Here is a 24983-nt window from a genome sequence, read left to right on the forward strand (position 1 = left end):
TTTTGAAACAAAAAACGCGTGAGAACGTCAAACTATTTAAAGCGTTTCAACAGACGATGAAAAATATTGCGGCAAAGGGACAGCCCCTTTGCCGCATTCGGTTACTTTCGGCAGCCCTCTTTCCAAGCCTCGGCCGCAACCTTCCAGCGTAAGCGCAAGTCGCGCTCGCGGTCGATGAACATGATGGCAAACGCGACAAACAGCAGCAAGCTCGCCACGACGATGGCGTGCAGGCCCATGCGCTCAATACACCAGTTGCCCAACACGGCGCCAAACACAAAGGTAAAGATCACGCCAAAGTACAGCAGGCCGTTTTCCAAAAAGCCGCGCCTGTGGGTGATGATGTAATCGTCCACGTTTTGCAGCGCGTTGCGCAAGTTGCCGATGCACATGGTCGTGGCGATGCCGTGACCATGTATCTTGCGGAAGCTCTCAACCTGCATGCCGCAGGCAAAAGAGGTGAGGCAGTTAGCGAGCAGATTGTAACCGCCACCGGGGATAAAGCTCACGCCCAGCAAGATGACGGCTTCAAAGAACACCGTCACCTGACGCCAGTGGATCACACTGCCAAACCGCTCGTGTACCAGGTCGGCAAGCATAATACCCACGGCAAACGACACCACAGGGAAGAAGTAGCGCCCCGCAAGTGCCCAGTTGCCCTCCGAGATGCTCACGCCCACGAGCAAGATGTTGCCCGTCTGCGCGTTGGCGAAAACATGGTCGCGCCCAATGTACGAATACACGTCCATAAAGCCACCGGCGAGCGCCAAGATGATGCCCAGCTCAATAGACTCCGATATCTGTTTGGCACGCTGCATCGTCGTGCATCCTCCTTGTTGACGACTCTCTCGTGCGTTGGCGGAAACATAGCCGCCGTTCATACTGTAACCCATTGACAACATGGCGTGCGCGCGAGACGGCCCCTTCGACACGGGGATACACAGTCTGGAAACAAACGGCACCCGCATCGACACGCCGATCCGCCAGCCCATGTACTCCACCAGTCTTTTTAGCCCCGTCCCAAAAAGACTGGTTACAATTACGTGCAGCATACTAACAACGGGAGGAATCGTGGCACAAAAGCCCCAGGACGCTCAGCACAACCAGCACGGCAAGCATGCCCAGCGCGGCCAGCAGCAAAAGCGCGGCGGTAAGACGCAGGGCTCGCGACCCACGCATGCCCCGGCGACGCCCGCCCGCCCCTGGCGACCGGGCCGCGATAAGTTCCTCCCCGTCAGCCGCGCCGACATGGATGCGCGCGGCTGGGACCAGTGCGACTTTGTCTACATCTGCGGCGACGCCTACGTGGACCATCCCAGCTTTGGCATGGCCATCGTCAGCCGCGTCCTCGACGCGCACGGCTACAAGGTGGGCATCATCTGCCAGCCCGACTGGACCGACCCCGCCAGCATCACCGTGCTCGGCGAGCCGCGCCTGGGCTTCCTCGTCAGCGCCGGCAACATGGACTCCATGGTCAACCACTATTCGGTGACCAAGCACCGCCGCCACACCGACGCCTATACCCCCGGTGGCGAGGAGGGGCGCCGTCCCAACCGAGCCGTCACGGTCTACGGCAACCTCATCCGTCAGACGTTTAAGGACGCTCCCATCATCATCGGCGGCATCGAGGCAAGCCTGCGCCGCCTGGCCCACTACGACTACTGGCAGGACAAGCTCAAGCGCTCGGTACTGCTCGACTCGGGCGCCGACATCCTCATCTACGGCATGGGCGAGCACGCGATCGTCGAGATCGCCGACGCGCTCGACGCGGGACTGCCCGTCGATCAGATCACCTATATCAACGGCACCGTCTACCGCACGGGTTCGCTCGACGAGGTCTACGACTACGACCTGCTGCCCAGCTGGGACGACCTTACCGCCGACAAGCTTAACTACGCACGCAGCTTCAATGTGCAGCAGCAGAATATGGACCCCATCACCGGACACCGCCTGGTAGAGCCCTACCCCAACAGCGTCTATGTGGTGCAGAACCCGCCGTCGGCGACGCTCACCACCGATGAGATGGACGAGGTGGCCGAGCTCCCCTACGCACGCGATTGGCATCCCGACTACGACGCGGCAGGCGGCGTGCCGGCCTTTGCCGAGATCAAGTTTTCCATTAGCTCCAACCGCGGCTGTTTTGGCGAGTGCTCGTTTTGCGCGCTCACCTTCCACCAGGGCCGCGTGCTGCAGATGCGCAGCCACGATTCGATCATGCGCGAGGCCGAGCTGCTCACGCACGATCCCGAGTTTAAGGGCTACATCAACGACGTGGGCGGACCGACGGCAAACTTTAGCCGCCCTGCCTGCGACAAGCAGCTCAAGCACGGCGTGTGCAAGAACAAGCGCTGCCTGTGGCCGAGTGTGTGCAAGAACATGGTGGTTGACGAGAGCGGCTACACGCAGCTGTTGCGCGATCTGCGCCAGCTGCCGGGCGTCAAGAAGGTCTTCGTCCGCAGCGGCATCCGCTTTGACTACACCATGGCCGACGCCTCGGACGAGTTTTTGCGCGAGCTGCTGGAGCACCATGTCTCGGGCCAGCTGCGCGTAGCGCCCGAGCACGTGAGCGACGCGGTGTTGTCCGTGATGGGCAAGCCGAGCCGCGCCGTCTACAACGCGTTCTGCCGTAAATTTGAACGCCTGAACCGCGAATACGGACTCAAGCAGTATGTGGTGCCGTATCTGATCTCGAGCCACCCCGGCTCGACGATGAAGGAAGCCGTGGACCTTGCCGAAGCCGTGCGCGACATGGGCTACATGCCCGAGCAGGTGCAGGACTTCTACCCCACGCCGTCCACCATGTCGACCTGTATGTACTACACCGGCGTGGATCCGCGCACCATGGAGCCGATCTATGTGGCGCGCGACCCGCACGAGAAGGCCATGCAACGTGCGCTCATCCAGTATCGCAAGCCCGAGAACTACAAGCTCGTGCGCGAGGCGCTGGAAAAAGCCGGCCGCCGCGATCTGATTGGCTACACCAAGCATTGCCTGATTCGTCCCGTGCCGCCGCGCCCGGGCGAGACATCTGCCAACGGCGGGCATGGAACCGGCAAGAAGGGCGGCAAGCCGCACGGTGGCGCCGGCAAGGGGCCCAAGGGTAGCAAGGGGCACAGCGGCATGTCGCGCGCACAGAACACTGCCGGTCGCAATCGCGCAGCCCAGGGGCGTCAGGGCGCCAACGGCGGCGGACGCCGCAACTAGGGCAGCGGTGCGCTCGCTGCGTCCATCCCACACGCGTGGCGCAGCGAGCGCATCGCCTCTACCAGCACAAAGCCAGCGATGGCGACCGTGACCACCACGTCGAACGGCGTGTTCACAAACCAGAGCAACGTCATGAGATACGACCCGGCATTAAAGGCAAAGTGCAGCAGGATCGTGTAGCGGAGCTTTCCGGTCGTCACGAGCACCCAACCAAAGATGAGGCCGGCGGCACCCGCGTAGCAACCTTGCACCCAATTCATGTGCATAAAGCCGAAGATTGCCGCCTGCAGCACAATCGCCGCAGCGATACCCCACGTGCTTGGGGCCGCCCAGGGCACCATGGCGCCGTCCTGCGCGCTCGCACGACGCCGGCGCTTCCAAAGTGGGCGGCACTGCGGATTAAACGCTCGGAGCGAAAACTCAAAAATAATGCCGCGCACCAGCAGCTCTTCACAAAACGGGGCGCCGAGCACCGTGGTCAGGACGGCGAGATAGCTGGTGTCGCCCATGCCTGTTTCCTCGACAAGCTCGCTGTAGTCGGCCGCGGCATCGGGCAACAACGACAGCGCGGCGTCGGTCACGTAGCCAACAACCACCTGCAGGGCCAGGCCGATCACGATAACGCAGGCGATGCGTTTCCACGCCCCACGCGCTCCCCCGCCGAGCGGGTGCTCGCTTTGCCGGCGTGCCATAAACGAACGCGGCCACAGATAACGCCACCACAGCAGCGCCATCAAAAACGATGCTGTCTGCGCGACGGCCTGAAGCAATTGAATGTCGAGGTCATCGATCGAAAAACCCATGAACACTGACGCGACGCCAAGGGCGGAAAACAAAACGACGCTCAGGGCAATATCGGCAGCGACGACGCCAAAACAGGCAAGCGCCCAAATCATCGCATTGAGCATGCCAACCTCCTCCCGACGACTAGTCATTGGGGGCGTTCTTCAACGACTAGCTGTTGGGGACACTCTTTGCCAAAGGCCCCGCTGGGCGAGATGTCGAACGGGAAGGTGCCGCAGCGATTGAACGCGGCGATAAACATGCGGATGGCGTTGGACGGCGTGGTGCCCACGAGCTGGGTTGCCGCCGCGAAGGCTGCCTTCTCCTCGGGCAAGACCTTCGCGACTACGGGGGTCATGTGTTCTGCCATGGCGCTTCCTTTTTGAAACGACGGTAGTGCGGATAGATGCGGGCCACGCGGCTGGGCGACGGGCTGTGAAGGCAACCCGATTGGCCCGCATCCGGAGTTTGTTTCTGCGGCGTTGGTATTACTAGGTATTCCTAAGTATTACCCCGCAGATAGAATACCACACCCGGCCCCATGGAGACGGAGGAAACGGATTATTTTTGGTGCAAAGGGGCCAGGTTACTTTGCACCAAACGGCAATGCCCCGCCCACGCAATCACGTGGACGGGGCATTGCTCCAGGCATGCGGTCAGCGACCCTGTTGCTTTTACTTAAGCTCGGGCCAGTAACCCTTGTTGGCCTCGATCATGTCGTCGAGAACTTCCTTGGCGACCTTCATCGAAGGCACGGTCTTGTTCAGCGTAAAGGCCTTGAGCGCCTTCTCGTACGAACCCTCGATCGTAGCCTCGACCACGAGCTTCTCGGAGTTCAGCTGCTGCATCATGAGGCCCTGCTGGAACAGAGGAATGTTGTCGCGGCTGATGACCTCGGGGCCGTTCTTGCCAATGTAGGCAGGCAGCTCGACCATAGCGTCGTAGGGCATGTTGGGGATAGCGCCCTTGTTCTCGCAGATGACCAGGAAGCGCTGCTTGGTGTCGTTCTTCAGAGCGATGGCCAGGTCGGCAATCCAGTCGCCGTGGCTGCCCGCATAGAACGTGCTCTCGTCGATCTCGCCCGTCTTCTCGTAGTGGTCGATGCCGTCGAAGAGGTTCTTCTCGCGCGTCTCCTCAACCTCGTTAGCACGGGTGCGCTCGGGGTTGGAATGCTCGACGAACTCCTTCTGCTGCAGGTAGTAGTTCAGATACGTGTTGGGCAGGTACTCCGGGAAGCACTCCATGATCTCGTACTCGCCCTTCCAGACGTAGTACCAGCTTCCCTTGGTGTGGCGATTCTGCTCGGGGTGCTCGTCGGCGGTCTCCTCGGGCTTCTTTGCCATGAGCGAGCCCATGCCCTTGAGGTAGGAGTCGGGCAGCAGGATCTGGTGCTCCTTGATGTACTCGCGCAGCTGCGGCAGGACCTCCTCGCCCTTGTGGCGGATCGAGGTGAACCAACCAAAGTGGTTGAGGCCAAAGTAATCGTACTCGACATCCTTCTTCTCGATATCGAGCGCAGCGCAAACCACGTCGATGATCGCGATCGGCATGTCGCAGATGTTGATGATGCGAGCGTTGGGGCGCAGCACGCGGCAGCCCTCGGAGACGATGGCGGCAGGGTTGGAGTAGTTGAGAATCCAGTAGTCCTTCTTGGCGTACTTCTCAACGTCATCGATCAGCTCGACCATGGGGAAGATGGTGCGCATGCCGTAGGCAAGGCCGCCGCAACCGCAAGTCTCCTGACCCACGCAGCCGTGACGCAGCGGAATCTTCTCGTCCTGCTCGCGCATGGCGTAGCCACCCACGCGCATCTGGGCAAACACGAAGCTCGCGTCGGTAAAAGCCGTCTTTTTGTCGGTGGTCACCGTGAGCTTGATGTCCAGGCCGAGGTCCTCGTGCAAAATCCAGTCCACGAGCACGCCGATCTTGCGCTGACGCTCCTCGTTGATGTCGTACAGACGAATCTCGTCAACGTCGAGCTCGTCCTTGCGCAGAGCGATGGACTTGACGATGCCGGGGGTAAAGGTGGATCCGCCACCACACAGAGTAATGATCATTGTTTACTGCTCCTTCTCAATTGCGTTTTCGACCTTGTCGCGCATCTCGGCGACCTTCATACCAAAGATGATTTGGATATTATTGCCGTTGCGGTTGATGCCGCTGTTAGGCACGTGGTTGATGAGGTCCTCATTGATGAGGTCCGGGTTCTTAACGTTCACGCGGAGACGCGTAAAGCAGTTCTCGAGCTCCTCGATGTTGTCCTTGCCGCCAAGACCTGCGACCAGGTCGGCAACACCTGCATCGACGCCCTCTGCGGGAGCTGCGGTAACGGCGCCCTGCTTCACCGCGACAGACGCGGCGGCCTCGCCCTCGGCAACGGACTCGGCGAGCTCGGACTCCTCCTCGCGACCAGGCGTGTGGAGGTTGAGCTTCTTAATAAGGAAGGTGAAGAGGAAGAAGTACAGAGCGGCGTTGACGACTCCGAGCACGAGCATAACCGGCCAGTTGGTCTTGTCGACACCGAGGACCAGGTTGGAAACCACGATGTTGATGATGCCGCCTGCAGTCGAAGCGGGCACGGAGAGGACCTTGAGCAGGACCAGGAAGATGCCGGAAAGAACCGAGTGAACGACAAAGAGCACGGGAGCGGCAAAGACAAAGAGGAAGTCCATGGGCTCGGTGACACAGGAGAGCACGGCGGTGATGATCAGCGGGATGATAACGTCCTTGGTCTTATCCTTGTTCCCCCTGTAAGCGGTGACGATAAAGGCGAGACCGATACCGATGTAGGGCCACAGGTTGTTGAAGGTGTAGCTGTTGAAGTAGGTGCTATCGGAGAAGGGCTGGCCCGTCATTGCCATCTCGGCGACACGGATGGGGTAGGCACCGGCGATAACCTGATCGCCCAGCGTCAGGGTGCCACCCACATCGGAGAACTGAAACGGGGTGTAGATGAGGTGGTGCAGACCGGTGGGAACGAGCAGCTTGTTGAGCATGCCGTAAATAAACAGACCGATGTTGCCCGACTCCTTAATGATGCCGGCAACGGAGGAGATGGCACCCTGAACCGGAGGCCAAACGATGCAGAAGCCAGCGCCCATGATCCAGGAAATGATGATCATGATCAGGAACGGAAAGCGAACGCCCGAGAACATCGAAAGGGCAATGGGGAACTGCTTGTTCGAGTACTTGTTGAACACGGCACCGGTGATGCAGCCCAGGATGATGCCGCCGAACACGCCGGTATCGAGCACCTGGATGCCCATAACGGTGGCCTGGCCGGTTCCGGTAAGACCGAGCATGCCGCTCGCATCGGCAAGAGAGCCGGTGGCGTTGAGCACGATGTTGTTAGCCTGCAGGAACAGGAAGAACGACATCAGGGCAATCAGCGAAGCATGGCCCTTGTTCTTCTTTGCCATGGCGCCGGCAATGCCCACGCAGAACAGAATCGAGAGGTTGTTGATGATAAACATCAGCGACTGGTAGACAACGGCGCCCACAAGCTGGAACGGACCGGAGCCCAGTACGGGGACCAAAGCACAAATGGTCTTGTTGGTCAGAATGATGCCCACGATGAGCAGGATGCCGGCAACCGAGAGATACATCATCGGCTGAACGATCGACTTCGCGAACACCTCCAACGGCGCTTTGAAATTGAACTTCTTTTTTGCGGTCATAGCGGTACTCCCCTTCCTTTTCCGCAAATTAAGACAGATGTGCCCTGGACAAGACCGTGAGCCTTGCCTTATATCAATCGATGTGTGGGCACGTTATGCCTAGAGACCAGGTTCTCCAAGCAGGTTAACAATGTGATATGCGAGATAACTCTTCTCGGCATCGGTAACGACAACGTTATAGGTAGACGACAAGTGGGCGGCTATGGCGTCCGCGCACGAGAATGCGCACGGATACGCCGTTTCATCGATTCGGAACAGCGCGTCTCCGTTGATTTGCCCGGCCGTAGGATCGAGCGCTCGCTGTGCGAAAAACTGCAGGTGGCGAACGAAACGTTCGTAAGGCAGCGAGGTGTCATCGAGGGTCGTAGCATAGCGCTCAGAAACAATCGCAAGCACGTCGCGAACAAGCTGGACCGAAACAATCAAACGATCGGAGCGTTGCGGCATGGTGGCGTTGACGATATGCAGCGTAATAAAACCCTGCTCTTCTTCGCTCATCTGGATGCCCATATACTCCTTGATAATCTGCAGTGCACGGCCCGCAAGTGCATACTCCTTGCGATAGAACTGCTGGATCTCGAGCAGCAACGGATTCTCACAGGAGACGCCCTTGCGCTCACGCTCCAAAGCAAGGCTGATATGGTCTACAAGAGCAATGAGAATCTTATCGTTGATGTCGACATTGAGCTCTCGACGAAGCATCTGAACGATTTCCTCGGAAATCACGAGGTTGACGGTGGGGATGGACTCCAAAAGATGTGCCAAGCGGTCAATCGTACGCGAATCCTGAGAAGTTCCCTTCTGCAACGCGTAGGTCTTTTCGATCGACGCCTCGTCGATGGTATCGCCGGCATGACGGCCAAAGCAGAGACCTCGACCGATGACGATGAGCTCGGAGCCATCGTCCGAAGTGACCATTGCGACGTTGTTGTTAAAAACTCGCTTGATAACCACGGCATCCACCACAAGAACTTACTCGGAAAGCCAGACGACAGGCTCTTTAACAGCAACAGGACCAGAAGCGTGCTCACGAAGAAGAGAGTTCTCCGGGCGCTCACACACGATAACAAAAACCGTGGGGTCGAAGCCAGCGGAGCGGACCACATCGAAATCAACCTCGACGAGGGGCTGGCCCGCATCGACATGATCGCCCTGGGCAACAAGCGCATGGAAGCCCTTGCCCTCGAGCTTAACGGTGTCAATTCCGATATGCAGCATTACCTGAGCGGAGCTATCGTCGCACATGATGCCCAACGCATGCTCAGTCGGGAACAGCGCCGCGACGGTGCCGGAGACAGGAGCGCACACGCATCCCTCGTTGGGGATCACGGCAACGCCGTCGCCCACGGCACGGCTGCTGAAAGCGGGGTCATTGGTTTTTTCTAGGTGAACAAGCTCGCCAGAAACAGGGGCGAGGATTTCGAACTCGGAGGTCGTAGTCTTCTGCTCATCCGAGCCGCCCATCAGGAGAGAAAAGAAACCCATGGTGGCATGTCCCTTCATAAATATAGCCCAACCAAAATCAAGCGAATGCGTCCATAGAGACACACCCGTTCAAAGACTTTGGTTAGGCCCACGTCCGAGGGACTCGGTAACCTTCCGCATTTCTTTTACGGGAGCTATTGTAGGCAAGCCCAAAGCCAGAACAACCATTATGAACGGCGAACGGTATTTTTTCTCCGATAAACGGTATTTTGGCGGCACTTGGGGACACTCCTTGTTTGCTGCATTGGGGACAGGTTACTTTGCACCAATCGTGAGTTGCGGTGAAATAGGGACTGAAAAGCCGCTCAGAAGGCCAAAACAGTCCGTATTCCACCGCAACTTCAAGACGTTGGTGCATACGAACCTTCCCCCCCTTGCACCAAAAAGGGCCCCGAGCGTTGTCTGCTCGGGGCCCTTGGCTCGCATCGCCCTAGCGTGCGTCGCGTATGTTACTTGCGCTTGCCACCGCCGTCGCCGGGACGACGGGAGTTTCCGCCGCGCTTGCCGCCGCGGTTGTTGCCATAGCTGCCGCGGTTATCGCGGCCGCCAGAGCGACCGCCGCGGGAGCCGGCCTGGTTGCCGCCGCGACCACCACGGTAGCCGCCGCGACGCTCTTCGCGGGTATCGTCGTAGTTGCGCCAATCATCGCGACGATCGCGGCTGGCACGCGGATCACGGCGATCGCGCGACTCACCAGAACGGCCGGCGCCGCTGCGCCCGCCATTACCGCGAGCACCCTCGCGACGCTCGCCGCCGCGGCCGCCCTCGCGGCCTCCGCGCTCGTCAAAGCGCTTGCCGCCGCGGGACTCGCCGCCGCGGGTACCACGCTCGTCACGCGAACCACGGCCTTCGCCGCCACGGCGCTCATCGCGCCCGCCGCGCTCGCTATCGCGACCGGAGCGACGACGGTCACCCGAGCCGCGCTTGCCGCCACGCGAGCCACGGCCCTCGTCCTCGCGCTCAACACGGCGACGACCACCGCGGTCCTCGTCCTCGCGGCGACGGCGATGCGCCTCGCCCTGGAACTGCTTGGCACGACGCTCGGCACGGTTGCCGCGCGGGCCCTGCTCAACAGCACCGGCACGCTCCTCGGCAGCCACCTCGCGGGCCACGCTCTCCACAGCCTCGTCCACGCGAGCCTGAACGCCCTCGCGCACGCGGGTCTTGCCGCCGCGCTTGGGACGGCTCGGACGCTCGCCGTCGCCGCGACGCTCGTCGCGACCGCGGTTGGAGCGACCGGCCACATCGCCATAGTCATCGCCGTTGCGCTTGCCGTCGCGACGTGCCTGCTCAAGCTTCTTCTTGCTCTTGGACTTGCCGCGCTTGGTCTTCTTCTTCACCTTAAAGGCCGAAGGGTCGCGCTCGGGATCAACCGCAGGCGGGTTGGGACCCACATGCAGGTCGCCGGCCTCGTAGATGTCGGCGGTCTTGTCCATGAGCTTCTCAATCTCGTAGAACTCGTCCACGTCCTGCTCGGTCACAAACGTAATGGCCCAGCCCAGCTCGCCGGCGCGGCCCGTACGGCCAATACGGTGGATGTAGTCGGTCGGCTCGGCTGGCACGTCAAAGTTCACGACGTAGCGCACGTCGCTGATGTCGATGCCGCGGGCAAGCACGTCGGTTGCCACCAGCACGTCGACGGTACCGTCGCGGAAGGCCGAAAGGGCACGCTCGCGCTGGGCCTGGCTGCGGTTGCCGTGAATCGCGGCGGCCTTGATACCCTTGCGCTCCAGGCGACGGCAGCAGCTGTCGGCGCGGTGCTTGGTGCGCATAAAGACGATAGTGCGCTCCGGGCCTTCCTTTTTGAGGAACTCGGGCAGCAGGTTGTTCTTGGCCTCGATGGACACCGGGAACACAAACTGGTCGACGGTGTCGGCGGTCGACGTGGCCGGTGCAATCTCCACGCGAGCCGGGTCGCTCACCAGGTCGGTGATCTCACCCACGGCCTCCTCGTCGAGGGTCGCCGAGAACAGCAGCGTCTGGCGCTCGGCCGGCGTCTCGCGCACAATGCGGCGGACGGCGGGCAAAAAGCCCATGTCGAGCATGCGGTCGGCCTCGTCGAGCACCAGGACCTTAACCTCGTCCAGGTGGCAGGCGCCCTGCTCGATCAGATCGACCAGACGGCCCGGCGTGGCGACCAGGATGTCGCAGCCGTACTTGAGGGCAGCAGTCTGCGGCTTGTAGCTCACGCCGCCCACGACGGTCACGGCGACATGGCCGGTGACGTCGGCGATCTTGCTCGCGACCTCGTCGATCTGCTGGGCAAGCTCGCGCGTGGGGGTGATGACGAGCATCACGGGGCCACGGCCGTTGCCCTCGGGCTTCTTGGCACCGCGACGGTGGTTGCGGCCGCCGCGCTCGCGCACGGGTTTGGGAGGAGCGATGTGCTCCAGATTGTTCATGGTCGGCAGCAAAAAGGCGGCCGTCTTGCCGGTGCCGGTCTGGGCGGCGGCAAGCAAGTCGCGGCCCTCGAGCACCACGGGGATCGAGCCGGCCTGCACGGGCGTCGGCGCCGTGTAGCCCAGGTTCTCGATGGCACGGAGCATCTCGTCGGAAAGGCCCAGCTCGTCAAAGGCGGGCAGGCTCTCGGTAGCGGACTCGACGGCCTGGGCAGCATTTGCCTCATCGGCGGCATCGAAGGCAGCCTGGGTCATGGCCTCGCGGGCCTCGTCCAGGATCTCGGCGTCGGTGACGTCGGACACAGAATTACGCATATGTTGTTGTTCCTTATCTGCACGCGTCATGGGCGCGGCATGCGGCCGCGCGGGCGTGCTTGGTAGTGCGCTAATACATACAAAAACGGGTGCGCACAGAGAGGACGTTGCTCAGCACGCTGGCGATCGCTTTGGCAGCCCTATCACGCGCCGTCCAGACGCAGCAGCTCTAAGCGATGGAGCAGATTCGCCGCCGGTTAGTATACCCGTACTCCGTATGCCCCCACGTAAACCACAGATGACGAGGCGGACGCAGCGGGTCTGGGCTGTTCGTCTCAATCTGTAACAGTTACGGAGCAAAACCGGGTCTACACGTTACAGATCGAGACATTCAGTCAGCCCCTTGGCTAACATCTCGATCTGTAACAGTTGCGGAGCAAAACCGGCCCCAGATGTTACAGATTGAGACAGTTGAGTTGTCTGCCGAGGAACAATCTCAATCTGTAACAACTAGACCCCGTATCCCCCGCCAGATGTTACAGATCGAGATAAACCTGCCGATCACCAACCCCGACAGGCAACAAAAAGGACCGGACGTCCAGCCATCTCAACTGGAACGTCCGGTCCCGTCAAGCACCAACTAGGGAAGCTGAACCAACAGCAGCCTCTACTCTGCGTCCGGGTCCTTAAAGTTCTTGGGATCCAAGACCATGCAGGTATAGGTGATGTCGCGCTCATCGTCGGGGATGGGCTCAAACCCGTTCTTGCCAAAGAAGTCGATGAGCAGCTGCGCGAGCTTAATCGGATCCGCATCAGCATCGTCAAAGAGATATTCGCTCAGATCCAGGAATGTAGGCTGCTGCTCGCCCTCGCTCTCCCAGTATCCCAACAGGGCGTCGTGCACCAGGCGCGCGCCATAGCCGTTACCGCGGTAGTCGGGGTCAACATACACATGGCTCAAAAACGTCGACGTGCACTCGTTGAGCGGGTGCTCCGCAACGGCATCCGGCAGGTCGGGGTCATCTGCACCGCCCGTTACGCAAAAACCGACCAGCTCATCATCGGCAAAGACGCCCCAGAGGTAACAGTTCTCCTCGTCCTCGTCCTCAACATAGTCCGCCCACGCGTCATAGACCTCGTAGCCCGACTGCTCGTCCAGATCGACCATATCGTCGACGTCGTCGGGACCCAAAGCCCTTACTTCAACTTCAGCCATTGTCCTGTCCTTTCTCTCGCTTTCAGGACAACCCGAGCATACGCCGCTGTCCAGATAACCTGTTGCGCAACATCGGAAACTGCGTCAATACCGTCGCTAACGGCGACGACGCCTCAGGGCAATGCATGCTACGACAATCGCCAGCAACACCAAACCCTGAAAATTGATGCGGCTAATAGCGAAGCCCGAAGGAACGATAAAGCTGTCGTAGAACATGTCGAGCATGCCGATAAACACCAGAAACGCAATGAAGATCCAGAACACGCGACTCCTTAAAATGGGAGTAAACATGTCGAGCACCGAACCGCCCGAAGAAGAGCCCTGATAGCCAATTAAATCAAACGGCTCATCCTTCTCCACCTCGTCGGCATCGCTCGAAGCGCCTGAAGACTCGGACTCCAAATCGCGACGATCCGTCCAATACCCGGGCACATGGTCGCGCTCACCAAGGTACTCACCGTTTTTGACCACCGGCTCAAACAACATGGCACTCGAAAGATCCTCGAGCTCCTCGCGAATCAACTGGTCGGTGCGAGCGTCATGAGGCTCCTCGAGCTCGCACTCAAGCTCGTACATATGCTCCATGACCCGCTCGTAGTCCTCTTCAGACATATCGTCATCGTAATAGGAATTCCTGCTCATCGTTCATCCCTCATTCAAGAACCGAATCCCTTTTGGACAACTCAAGTGTAGAAATCCATGCCAAGCAGGCGTTGCGCAACATTGCCGGGAACGAGATGAATCTACTGGCGGCGAATGAACCCATAGCCCGATAACACGACCAAGCCCTAAAGATCACCATCGCAACGCAAACGGCCGGCCCAAAAGGCGCTGCTCCCGGGATGGCATGGGGAGCAGTGCCTTTTGGGCCGGCCAAAGCGGGGCCACGCGGGTCCGCAACCGCGTGGCGCCAAAAAAACTCGCAGAACCCCTACTCCTTCGTAGGACTCTGCTCCTGGGGAATCTCGAACCTGCTATTAAACGTCTGGCCGCACGTGGCCGCAAAATCGGATCTAAGACCGTCGTGATCCTCTTTGGACATCTTGCCCGTTACGGCAACGACGACTTCCTGCTTAGACGCATCGTCATACTCGGCAGGACCCTCGGCCATAATGCTCACGGCAAACGCGTCCTTATTGCCTTTGACCTCGGAGTCTTTTTCAATAAGTGTCTTGCAAATAATAAATCGCTTGCCGGAATCCATAGTCACGGGAATGATCGTGGCCTCGCCCGAAACATCAGTACTCATCTGAGGCGTTACAGCCGAATAGAACGACTCGAAGAGCTGCGTCCACTTAAAGCTAAACGCGATCTTACCGTTATCGGCCGAGGTGATCTTAAAGTGCTCAACCAGCGCTTTGTGGCCCTCATCGGACGTATCGGTGTACTTATCGCTTACCAAGTTTTCATAGCTCACCTTGGGCGCCTTGTCGCCATCGAGAACCCACTTGGAGCCATCGAACTTGTAGGTGTACTCGACGTCTCCGTCGACCGTCTCAAACCACAGGGGCTCGTAGTTTACCTTGACGGTCGAAGTCTGAGCCTTCTTGTCAAACTTGATATCGCCCTGAGTCCAAAGTCCACTTGGATCCTTTTCGATGGGAGCAATGGCCTTAGTGGTCGAGGAATCCACCTTCCAGCTGGGCGTGTACTTTTTGCCCTTCTTGGTATAGGTGCCGGTGAGCTTGGCCGTGGACTCAAAAGCATCGTTGCTGGTCACAGTCGTAGCCTTAACGATCACATTGCCATCCGCGTCCTCCTTTTGAGAGGTCACATCCAAAGATTCAAGCGAATAGCTGCCACCATCGACAAACTTGCTATCGGGGATGAAGCCCTTGGAGAGCTGGCCGACCGCGGTAAGGTCGGTCTTGATCTGCTTTTCCTTGATAACCCCGTGCTTTTGAGATGCCGCCTTAGAGGACGACTTCGTAACGGAATCTGAGTCATCGGCCGAGATATTGGCACCCAACCCTTTGAGAGCAAACGCACCGATGGCGCCCACTGCCACAACGGCAGCGGCAACGCCCACGCCGATAGCGGCGCGGCGAGACTTAGGCGATTTGGGGTCCGCAGAAGCCGAGACAGAGCTATTGGCATCCGAGAAATCGATCGGCGCAGACACCTTGGGCATGGCCACAGTCTGCTGAGTAGGCGCGACAGTAAAGGAATCGTCCGGAAGTACCGTCGTGGCCTCAGAGCTCAGCTCGAACGCAGCGCTCATGTCAACCGGCTCATCCGCAGACTCGTCCGCGCCATCGTCCACCGGCTCGCTTGCAGCCTCATCCGCCGCGTCGCCCATCGGCTCATCAACGGGTTCGACCACAGTCGTTGTATCAGAATCTGCTACAGCCTCGCGACGCTCAACCGTCATCGTCATATCGGGATCGACTGCAACCGTCATATCGGGGCCAACCGTCGCCGTTGCATCAGGATCCACCGCAGGCTCAACTGGCGCAACCGTCACCGTCTGCCCCAAGTCGGCATCGTCCACGCGCGCACCGCAGTAGACGCAAAACTTTGCGCCCTGCTTAAGCTCTTTTCCACACTGCTTGCACTTCATGACTAGTACTCCCAAGAACAGACCCAGTTGCCGTCGGTATCGATCCAGCCGTAGCGCATGCGAGACGAGTTAGATCCATCGGGAAAATCGGCCACGACAAACACGCGGCCATTTGCATCAAACGTGTAGCTCAAATCACCCGCATTGCCATCGGGCAGTCTAAAGCGCGGAGGAATCTTCCAGTCGCCGTTTTTGTCAATAAACCCGTAGTTGTCACTTGCCGGGTCAAGAACCATGGCAAGCCCCTGGCTAAAGCTATACGCCACTTTGAATTGTGGCTTGATAACCCAAGTACCGTCCTTGTCGATATAGCCCCACACGTGCGTTATCGGATCTTTGGCAGCGCAAAGATCCTCATGAAAGATGAGCTCGTCCTGGTACGTGGCAATAATGACTTGCTTAAAGTCGTTAAACGTAAAGTCCGTCAGCACCTTGCCCTGCGCATCGTACATGCGGTGACCGTAAAAAACGCGGTCCTGATGGAACGACTTAAAGATCGGCCTCGTGTCCTTGTAGCCATCGTTGAGACGGTTCGTGTAGCCGCGGTCCTTTTCGCTGAACTCAAAAATCGTATTACCCGAGGTGTCGATGTACTTAAAATCGTCAAAGCACTTGCCCTCGTTAAAGATCAGCGGCGCGCTGTACTTATACGGGCTGGTCGTGTCCTTGGCCGAGGCAAGCGCCCACTCGCCCTTGGTATTGATTATGCCCCAGCCATCTCCGCTGTACAGACTCGCATAGCCTTCAAAAAACGGCGTGACCGTCTTACAGTCGAGCTTGCCAAAGGCGTCCTTGCCCTTGGGCGTAATAAAGTGGAAATCCTCATCCTTATCCTGCACAATGGCAAAGCCGTTGATAAAGCATGCGGCGTAAAGATACTGCGGCTCAATCGCCCACTTACCCGTACGATCGATATAACCCCAAGTTTCCTTATCATCCGCCGTGGTGGCGGGGAACAAGTCTCCGTCAAACACGCCGCCGTGCCACTCCATGTTCTCATTGATCTGATTGTCGCGTATCCCCGACGCTTCATTAACATGCGGCACCGCATAGCAGCTGCCACCTGGCACACCGGCAATGGTGCCAAGCGAGGGCTCAATCACCCACGAACCGTTGACGTCGACGAATCCCCAATTGGAGTTCGCGCCAGGCAGCGCGGCGTACAGGGTGCCGGGCTCAGACCCCTTGGCGGCATCGGAAGTCGAGTCTTCGTCCTTGTTATCGCTTGCCATCGCGGGCAAAGGACCAGCCAGCAGCGTACCGGCAGCAGCCCCCAACACTCCCAGCGCCTCGCGCCTTGTCATATCAAAAGACATGCCGTCTCCTCTCGGACATCATCTTGTACTGTATTCATTTTCTGGCACGATTCATGCATTCTGTTGCGCAACATCGGCGAACCTAAAACGAAAAGCCCTCGGAGAGGATTTCCTCTCCGAGGGCTCAAGATTACCGATGGGCAGCATTAACGACTACAGGCAGAAACCAGGGAAAACCGCAGTTGTTGCGTTCCCATTACCCGAGTCGAGAGCAGAACCGTCATAGGTAATAAAGGCACCAGAGTGAGCCGCATCGCACGAGCGCGTCCACATAGCGGCAGCATTTGCATTCGCACCTTCGCTGGGCCACGTGATCTGATATTGATACCAATCGCCCTCCTTCTCGTAGACGGCGACCTGGTCGGGCTGCCAACTAATGAGTCCCTCAGATTCGCTTTCGATTCCAGGCTTCCCAAAGAGCTCCACTGCGGACGGCAGCCACAGCGTATCCTCGGTCTCCGTAACCGAAGAAACATCGGTCGTCACGCCAGTGTTGTTAGTAAGCTTCTTGACCTTAACAAGATTTTTCTTAAGGTCACTGGGCAGTTCTTTAATAAACTGCTTGTTGAGCGTCTTGCGAAGGTCGCTATCCTTCCAGCCGCCAGAGTTAGCGCCGTCCTTGTTCATCGCAGCCTTAAGCGGGGCAACTTCGTCGAACATAAACGTGATGCCCGCTTTGCCCTTGCCGTCAGCTCGATCGTCGTGATTGAACGCGGCGATATATGCTTTCGATTCCACGCCGCTCTTGAGCTTTACGGTCTTGTAGCTCGAAGCGTTCAGATGGCCCTCCTCGTCGACCAGATGATATTTCTTCGCAATGCCCGTTGCAGACTCCTCATCCTTTGCGGCCGCAATCTCGTCGGCGATAACCTTGAGGTCCTTCCAGCTGTAATTATCAACGCTGTCTTGGATAGAAATACCATTGGACTCTTCGGCTGTGGAATCGTCATTCACGGCAGTAAGGCAGAACAGGGGCTGAATCACTTTTGTATCGTTGCCCGTCGCTGTATAACGCCCACAGAAAGAGTCACCCTTCATGCCAATCGCAACTGCAATATTGCCAACAGTGGCATCGGGGTCTTCCGGGTTTACGTACAAAGACCTGTAGGCCGTAATACAGGCGGTATCGTCCGAGTACTGATCGTCAAAAAACTGCGGCCTTGCGCCGTCACGAAGCTTTAAGGAACCACCAGTTTGTTCGTAATCGTCTCCGCTGTAACCATACCCATAAAACCACGTTGTCGGAAAGTCGGAAAACGCACCCTTTTGATCGGCCCAGCTTAGACCCTGGTCCTTAAATAGGTCGTACTGTGTGCCCTCGGCATTCAGGGCATTTGCCATCCACTCGGAATCCCGATTGACGCCAGACATATCCTCGGCATCGCCCAGAACCTCAACAGCAGAAGGTGCCCACAACTTCTTGTCGGAAGACACGGCCTCGCCGCTCCTAATGGAATCCATCGATGCCGTCTTGACCGAGACCGTCGCAAGTCGACCGGCTACATCGGAAGGAAGATATGAACCCGAGGCCAGGTCCTGCAGAGCCCCATCCATCAATTGAATGTTGCCGCTGAGATCGCTTGAGAGCGACGCGTAGTAATATAAATTACACATGCCATCGACAAACTGCCACGTGATTCCAGCCTTTCCGGAGCCATCGGACAGGTCGTCATGGTAGAAGCCGACGATGCGGACCGAGGTCTCACCCTTAGACAGCGTCATCCTCTTAGTCTGGCTGCCGTCGAGCTTGCCCTTCTTGTCGCAGAGCTTGTACTTCTTGGCGATCTTGAGCGCGGCCTTGCGGCTACCGGACTCGGTCATGGCGTCGGAGATCTTCGCGAGCTCGGCCCAGGTGTATTTATCGACCTTCTTCTTGACCTTGACGCCCTTGAGCAAATCCTTCTTGGACTTTTTTCCCTTCTTAGATTTCTCAGACGACTTCTTGGAGGCGGCGTACGCCGGGGTGGGCGCGACGATGGTCGCCACGCTGCCCACAACTAGGGAACTAATCGAGAGCGCAAGCGCTCCGACCAACAACCCCCCCCTGAAACATTTCTTGACGTTTCGCATGGCAGATTCCTTTCTCTTATCCACCGGACGCCTTCAACTTTAAGCGGAGCTTGACATTTTCTGTTGCGCAACATTTAAAGGATCGGGCAATTGGCAAGCATACAACGGGGCACAGTAAAATGCCGTCCACGCAAAAAAGGGCCCGAGGATAACCCTCGGGCCCTATCGTTCGCCACGTGATGTGGGCGGCTATTCGTCTTTCCTGATATAGGTAAAGTTCGTATCGTCAAACGAGCTCTGACCGCCACTAAAGTCGTCAGGAATACCGATGACGCCAGCCGAGTACTTGTGCAGGTTATTGAGGCTGCTGCCATGACGGTAGTTGGCAATTGCAATAAACAGCTGGTACCTTTCCGTTGCTTGCTGCTGGTATTCGCTCTTAAACAGCTTTAGGCTACCCTCTTGTTCGGGGTTGAAGATCAGCTTGAAGTGAGCCATTCCGCGAAGACCGTTCGCGGCATACCCATATCCCAGTACATCTCCGATGGCGCCAACAACCTCTCTGGCTTCTTTGGTGGCGACAGCGCGGCTGGTGAGGCATATCGACTTAAGTCCAGCTATACCATGCTGGAGATGGGCGACTACGCCGACACAATGGCAGCGTACGGCAGCAGCAGTAGCAGCATCGGGGACGTCAACATGCTAACTTACACGTGGGCCATTCCGGTCATTGTCTCCGTTATCGGCCTTATCATTGCATTCCTACAGAAAAAGGTATCCATCGCACGCATCGGCTTTACTTTGCTCGCCCTCGTTGCCGCGATTATGGCATGGATGTCTACGACCTGCTCCGGCCCCATCTACCCGCTTCTGTGTTGCATCGCCTCAATCACCACGGTCGTAACACCCAGCTCCATCAAGAAAGAAGCCTGATCTCGAGCATCAATCCATATGCAGCCCTGAACGTGCCCGCCGATAACGACCTGTCGGCGGGCACGTTTTTCATAGACAGCGGGGCATACGAACGCGGGTCGTCCGCCTCCCCCATCACCACCACCGCCCCAGCACAGACCGTTCCGCATTGCAATTTGCGCACTCGCGGATGTTGCGCAACGTTCTCGCCCATCGGGGCGGTAGCGTTCGGGTTAGCAAAGCCACGAGCCCTAAAACCCGGGATCGTGGGCTTCCACCGCATACGAAAGAAGGAACGATGGACGAGATTTTTGAGCATCTGCTTCAAGATACTGACCGAGGGATCTCGATCAACCAGATTGTCAATCGCATCGTGTTTCCCAACCACGATATCTGCATGCAGGCCAAAGCTGCCCTGGAGCGAGACTATGGCGAGTTCTGCTTTGCTGCCGTGATCCCCGATTACGAGGACTTCCAGCACATGGATCCGACCGACGCCACCAATGCCGCCTTGGAAACCTGCGGGTCCGACGGCGAAGAGGTCACCAACGCCGTCTGGGGCTACAACTCGCTCCAGTACGAATACAACGGCATCCCCTCGCTGGAGGTTGCCAAGACCATCTCTAAGATGATCGGCGTTCCCGTCTACTACGAATACACCGATGCCGATGAGCTCGCCGCCGGCGCCGTGATCGCCGATGCGCAGGGCGACAGCGTCTCGTTTGCAAACGTGGTCGACAAGAGCTGCTGGGTGTATTTCCCGGAGGGGTTCGACGGTGCCACCGACACCCTGTTCCGCTGCGGCATGGGAACCATGTCCATGCCCGACGGAAGCCAAAAGTACTTTGAGGACACCACCGACCCCATCATGCGTTCGTATGCGCAGCGCGGAAACGTGTCCCTGTACTTCGACTTTCTCAAGGACCAGTTTGGTGCCCAAGAGGAGCCACAGCCGGCGCCCTCGCGCAAAAAATCGTCTTCTGCGGCAAGCAAACGCAAAAAGGAGTCGACCAAGACGCAGGAGGTCGCAACCGCCACCATGGACGTATCGGACGTTGACGTGCTCTTTCGCCATCTAATCGAAGAGACAGGCGGTCAGATCCAGCCCCAAAGAGTCATCAACCGCATCGTCTTTCCCGGACACAATGCTTGCATGCAGGTAAAGGAGACCCTGGAACAGGAATTTGGCGGCTTTTCGCTCGCCACGCTGATACCCGCAATCTCCGACCTTGGCGATTTGAGTCAGCCGCAAAACGCCGCCATGTGCATCCATATCTGTGGCGCCCTAGGTGGACGGACATTCAACGAGATGTGGGGCTACAACTCGCTTCAATACGAATACGACGGCATCCCGCTGCTGCGAGCTGCAAAGGCGCTCGCCGTCCTGCTCGGGGCGCCCGTTTATTACGAGTACGTAGTGACCGACGGCTACAAGGCCGGAGCATGGCTAGCCGATCCCGATGACGACGACGTCTCGTTTGCGGCAAGCCTCACTAAAAGCCAGTGGACGTTCTTCCCCGACAACAGCCAGTACCGAGATGCCACGGCAGTTCGTTGCGGCGTGGCGACCGTCACGCTTTCCATGACCCAAAATGGCGTGCCCCAGGACCGCGAGGTCTCGTTTGCGGACACGTTCAATCCCATCATGCAAAAGCTGGCAACCCGCGGGACCGTCTCCATGTATCTCGACCTGATCAATGCAACTACAGCTCGTTTGCAGACCCATCGGACGATGACGACGAAGACGAGGATGGCGAGCCCCAGGCAGAGTCCGATGCCCAGGCGTCGGGCAACGTCTACATGTCCCAAGCCATGGGTGCGATGACGTTTCGCATCGTCTTTCCCAATCATGACTGCTGCGCATATATCCACGACGATCTCGACAAGTGCTTTGGCGGGTTCTCGCTCCAGGCGATTTGCGGCACGCCCGATGGAACGTTCGACTCACCCGATGAAGTCCTGCCCACCATGGCGGGTCACGGAATCCCCGACGATGCAACTGATGTCGAATGGGGCTATAACTCCGTGCGTTATCGCGTGGCGCACTCCGTGCCCAACGCCGTCGTTCTCGAGGCGCTCGTCCAGCACTACAAAATTCCGTTGTACGTCGAGTATTTCGATGAGCTTAAGCGCGCGACCGGCGCTGCCATTACGATCCCCGACATTGCAAACCCGACCGCATTCGTCCCCGGCACACTCGGCTGCAAAGAGCAGATGTACTTTGACCGCGGCAGTGATAACGAAGGCTACGTTGCACTTCGATGCGGCTATTGCCAGGCGGTCTCCGATGACGGCAAAACGCGCATTTCCTTTGTCGATGACCCGTCGCAATCGGTCATGGCGGAAATGGCAGAAGAAGCATCGGTCGGAGTCTACGTCAGGCTGCTTAAAAAATTCGATTTTGAGCAAGTTCTCCCCGCGGGATACCAGAAACCCGCCTCGCGTCCCGCCGCAAGCTCCAAAAAGAGCACCTCGACCTCCTCGGCAGAAAAATCGAAAATCAGCCTGTGGATGAACCCCATTGCAGAGAAGCATGTCTGGAACTCCCTCGATGCCTACGGCCAAAAGCAGGGCAAGCAAAATGACATGAACATGTTCTTTTTGGAGCCGCTCTATCGCGGCGGTGACCAGATCCGCGACCCATTTGGATTTGCCACAGGTCGCAAACCTATGCCGGCTTATGCAAGCCACCAGGCGCATCGCAAGGTTATCGATGCCGCCCTTAATACCGACATAGAAGTCGGCGCGCTTGTCGCGGGACTTCTTGGCCAAGACCTGCTGACATCCGAAGAGCTCAACGCGCTGCACCGCGACATCGAGCTCAAGGCCCAGGGCATAAGCGCCATTGCCACCGGAAGAGGCGCCGCACTCGAGAGCCGTTGCGACTCGGTTTGCTACCTTATTGCAAAGCTCCGGAGCCATGACGGCGACAATAGCCATCGCTTTATGATGTGGATGGCGGACACCGACCAAGCCGTACGCGTAAAGTTCTACGGCGAGGCGCCGGCAATCGGCGCGCCCTTTACATGCCGCTTTAGCGTTGTGGAAAATGACGTCATTACGTACTGGATGCCCGTCGAGGGCGAAAAGGGCTTCTCTCGCTATAAGCAGATTCCCGAGGGAGGACGCATCGACGTCTCCGCGGCAAAGAGCGATTCTGCCGCTATGAGCGCCCTGCGCAAGGCCAACGCGATGTTCCTTAAGACGTGCGGACTCAAGCAGACCGCGCCGTCCAAGACGCGCATGACCCCGGAGCAGTCGCAACGATTTAGCGAGCTACGAGAAAAACTGGGGCGTAAAACGGGTTATGCCCTTACGGTGCTCTTCTCGCGCTGCGTACTCTGCAGCGCCGAAGCCGACCGATTCCTCGAGCTCATGGAGCACGCCGCTGCCGCGCACGATCGCGGAGAGGTGATTGACGTCGACGATATCGAGGTCGTAGAGCACAAGGCCGTTTACATGGTTGGCCCGATCTCTACCGAGGATGGTACTTGTCAGCTCTACAACCCCAACACCCTCAACTTTGAGGACTTTAGGTTCCAGCCCAACCTGCTCGAAGACTTCCACACCGACCTGCCTCGTACCGGCAGCTTTATCAACATTGCAACGAGCGTCGTTGAGTCGGACGTCATCGCCGCCTGGGCGGGCTACAACCCGGGCAACGCCCAGCGCTCGGCGCGCTACTAGAGAGCGATTGGCACGGCCAAGCCATATATCTGTTGCGCGGCAACATCGTGGACGTCGAACCGCACCGTCCACGATGTTGCGCAACAGAATGCAGTGCAGGCGGCCTAGTATGCGAAGTAACAGGCGCGTGCAGGTCAGACGCATCGAATCTGGCCTTCGCGCGCAATACGAATCATCGCAGGGAGCACACCATGGCGCGTGACACATCAAACGATCCGGTTGTTAACTTGCCGCTCGATTACAAGTTCGACGGCAACGGTAACATCATCCAGAAAGTCTTTTTTGGCGTAAATGCGGTATTCTGCCCCGTCTGGTACTGGTGGTACTTCAAAAGCAATCGCGACCCCAACTGGTGGGTCAATGGCAGCGGCATGGACGGCTACAATCCCGAGGAATGCGCTACCGAGTTCCAGCACCGCATGGATAACTTTACGCCCGAGGAGAGCTGCAACCTCTTTGAAGTCGCAAAGTATTGCGACCGCATGACGGGCGTTACCGTCTTTGACGTCGTAGACGGGCGAAATGTAAACGAACGGCACTTGGATGACTACTACACCGGCTACGACCTTGGCATCGACGATGATGACGAGGACGAAGAAGACGACACAGACATCGAGATGGAGTTTGAAGGGCAACCTGTTAGCCCCCAGCCGATGCGCGTATGCGACGAGGGCCCCTGCAAGTTTATGCTGCCGCCCGTTTTAAACTGCGGAACGGACGACGGTTCTGGCTACGAGGTCGAGATTCCCCTGCGCGCCAAAACGACCAAGAGCGGTACTCCGCAGGAGCGACTATCGTTCTATATCCCCGCCGACGTCGCCGTACAGTGGTTCCGCGAGGTCACGGGCGAGCCGCAGGCCGACTACCAGCTGTTCCAAGCCGTTTGGATGGAGCAGGCAAATCGACTCGAGAACCCTCATTTTGTCGATCACCTGTTTTCCTATGCGTTTTGGCAGGAGCGATTGCTGCGCATCCTGCACTGCACGTACAAGCGCGGCAAGGTACAGAGCGTACGCATCGTTGCCGACTACGAAGGCGACGCCGCCGAGTTTATTGGCAAGTACTATCCAGAGGCCGAAATCATCGGTCGTCAGAGCAACGAGAACGCTTTTGAAACGGGAGCCGCCTATCTGGTGGACCTCACGCTGGACTACAAATACAAGGGCGACAAGCTTGTCGAGAAAAAGACGTTCTCGGTCCTTGGCAGCTTTGGACGCGAATGGTATCGACTCTATAGTGGCAACCCCAACGCCACCGTTGATGATTTCTACGCATGGTGCGAACAGACCGATACCTACGAGCCGCTACGTCAAGCAGCCGAAACTGCCGGTGCAATCGTTCAGTACACCACCTACGGACTAAAGGGCGACGAGCTCACCAGTAAGCGTACCGAAGATCTCCAAGGCCGCACCAACGTCGAAATTAACGAGGCCGCCGAGCTGAGGGATCGCATGTTCACGTAGGCGGCAACAAACCCGG

Annotated in this window: 19 protein-coding genes; 5 read left to right on the forward strand and 14 right to left on the reverse strand. The window is 58.2% G+C overall.

The features are described 5' to 3' along the window. Positions 1-101: 101 nt before the first annotated feature. Positions 102-818 (reverse strand): YoaK family protein, encoded by a 717-nt coding sequence (locus ABHR76_RS01040; protein ID WP_118377270.1) that lies wholly within the window; start codon positions 816-818, stop codon positions 102-104. 253 nt (positions 819-1071) lie between these two features. On the opposite strand from ABHR76_RS01040, the gene ABHR76_RS01045 reads away from it, so the two are divergent. Continuing rightward, positions 1072-3204 carry a YgiQ family radical SAM protein gene (locus ABHR76_RS01045; RefSeq protein ID WP_346976543.1) on the forward strand — a complete coding sequence of 711 codons (2133 nt, stop codon included), beginning with the start codon at positions 1072-1074 and terminating at the stop codon, positions 3202-3204. On the opposite strand, the gene ABHR76_RS01050 is transcribed toward ABHR76_RS01045, so the two are convergent. The 13 genes from ABHR76_RS01050 to ABHR76_RS01110 form a co-directional block, all read right to left on the reverse strand. Continuing rightward, positions 3201-4112: a CPBP family intramembrane glutamic endopeptidase gene (locus tag ABHR76_RS01050; protein ID WP_346976545.1), complete on the reverse strand. Its 912-nt coding sequence runs from the start codon at positions 4110-4112 to the stop codon at positions 3201-3203. The two genes, ABHR76_RS01045 and ABHR76_RS01050, sit on opposite strands and share 4 nt — an antisense overlap. A gap of 23 nt (positions 4113-4135) precedes the next feature. Continuing rightward, positions 4136-4357 carry a type II toxin-antitoxin system RelB/DinJ family antitoxin gene (locus ABHR76_RS01055; protein ID WP_022093947.1) on the reverse strand — a complete coding sequence of 74 codons (222 nt, stop codon included), beginning with the start codon at positions 4355-4357 and terminating at the stop codon, positions 4136-4138. A 304-nt stretch (positions 4358-4661) separates the two neighbouring features. Next, positions 4662-6044 (reverse strand): 6-phospho-alpha-glucosidase, encoded by a 1383-nt coding sequence (locus tag ABHR76_RS01060; RefSeq protein ID WP_346976546.1) that lies wholly within the window; start codon positions 6042-6044, stop codon positions 4662-4664. Between the two features lie 3 nt (positions 6045-6047). Next, positions 6048-7664, reverse strand: coding sequence for a PTS transporter subunit EIIC (locus tag ABHR76_RS01065; protein WP_346976547.1), 1617 nt, complete (start codon positions 7662-7664; stop codon positions 6048-6050). Positions 7665-7763: 99 nt separating this feature from the next. Then, positions 7764-8618: a PRD domain-containing protein gene (locus ABHR76_RS01070; protein ID WP_346976548.1), complete on the reverse strand. Its 855-nt coding sequence runs from the start codon at positions 8616-8618 to the stop codon at positions 7764-7766. 18 nt (positions 8619-8636) lie between these two features. Beyond that, positions 8637-9149, reverse strand: a complete 513-nt coding sequence (locus ABHR76_RS01075; RefSeq protein WP_346976549.1) for a PTS sugar transporter subunit IIA — start codon at positions 9147-9149, stop codon at positions 8637-8639. A 449-nt stretch (positions 9150-9598) separates the two neighbouring features. Next, positions 9599-11863 (reverse strand): DEAD/DEAH box helicase, encoded by a 2265-nt coding sequence (locus ABHR76_RS01080; RefSeq protein WP_346976550.1) that lies wholly within the window; start codon positions 11861-11863, stop codon positions 9599-9601. Positions 11864-12470: 607 nt separating this feature from the next. After that, the gene (locus ABHR76_RS01085) at positions 12471-13019 is read right to left on the reverse strand and encodes a GNAT family N-acetyltransferase (protein WP_346976551.1); all 549 of its coding nucleotides are present in this window, start codon (positions 13017-13019) and stop codon (positions 12471-12473) included. 96 nt (positions 13020-13115) lie between these two features. Further along, positions 13116-13661, reverse strand: a complete 546-nt coding sequence (locus tag ABHR76_RS01090; protein WP_346976552.1) for a hypothetical protein — start codon at positions 13659-13661, stop codon at positions 13116-13118. A gap of 289 nt (positions 13662-13950) precedes the next feature. Continuing rightward, a complete protein-coding gene (locus tag ABHR76_RS01095; protein ID WP_346976553.1) occupies positions 13951-15579 on the reverse strand; it encodes a zinc ribbon domain-containing protein in 1629 nt (542 codons plus the stop codon). A gap of 2 nt (positions 15580-15581) precedes the next feature. Next, positions 15582-16895: a WG repeat-containing protein gene (locus ABHR76_RS01100; protein WP_346976555.1), complete on the reverse strand. Its 1314-nt coding sequence runs from the start codon at positions 16893-16895 to the stop codon at positions 15582-15584. A gap of 153 nt (positions 16896-17048) precedes the next feature. Then, entirely contained in the window at positions 17049-18929 is a 1881-nt protein-coding gene (locus ABHR76_RS01105) for a DUF6273 domain-containing protein (protein WP_346976556.1), read from the reverse strand. A gap of 225 nt (positions 18930-19154) precedes the next feature. Beyond that, on the reverse strand, positions 19155-19403 hold the full coding sequence (locus ABHR76_RS01110; protein ID WP_346976557.1) for a hypothetical protein: 249 nt from the start codon (positions 19401-19403) through the stop codon (positions 19155-19157). Between ABHR76_RS01110 and ABHR76_RS01115 the strand changes: the two genes are divergently transcribed. From ABHR76_RS01115 to ABHR76_RS01130, 4 genes are all read left to right on the forward strand, one after another. Next, positions 19395-19838 (forward strand): hypothetical protein, encoded by a 444-nt coding sequence (locus ABHR76_RS01115; protein ID WP_346976558.1) that lies wholly within the window; start codon positions 19395-19397, stop codon positions 19836-19838. The genes ABHR76_RS01110 and ABHR76_RS01115 overlap by 9 nt on opposite strands. Positions 19839-20115: 277 nt before the next feature. Continuing rightward, on the forward strand, positions 20116-21642 hold the full coding sequence (locus ABHR76_RS01120) for a hypothetical protein (protein WP_346976559.1): 1527 nt from the start codon (positions 20116-20118) through the stop codon (positions 21640-21642). Beyond that, positions 21618-23504 carry a hypothetical protein gene (locus ABHR76_RS01125; RefSeq protein ID WP_346976560.1) on the forward strand — a complete coding sequence of 629 codons (1887 nt, stop codon included), beginning with the start codon at positions 21618-21620 and terminating at the stop codon, positions 23502-23504. The genes ABHR76_RS01120 and ABHR76_RS01125 overlap by 25 nt, the downstream gene beginning before the upstream one ends. A gap of 191 nt (positions 23505-23695) precedes the next feature. Next, positions 23696-24967, forward strand: coding sequence for a hypothetical protein (locus ABHR76_RS01130; protein WP_346976561.1), 1272 nt, complete (start codon positions 23696-23698; stop codon positions 24965-24967). Positions 24968-24983 lie beyond the last annotated feature (16 nt).

The organism is Collinsella aerofaciens, assembly GCF_039752985.1.
GTDB classification, from domain to species: domain Bacteria; phylum Actinomycetota; class Coriobacteriia; order Coriobacteriales; family Coriobacteriaceae; genus Collinsella; species Collinsella aerofaciens_BT.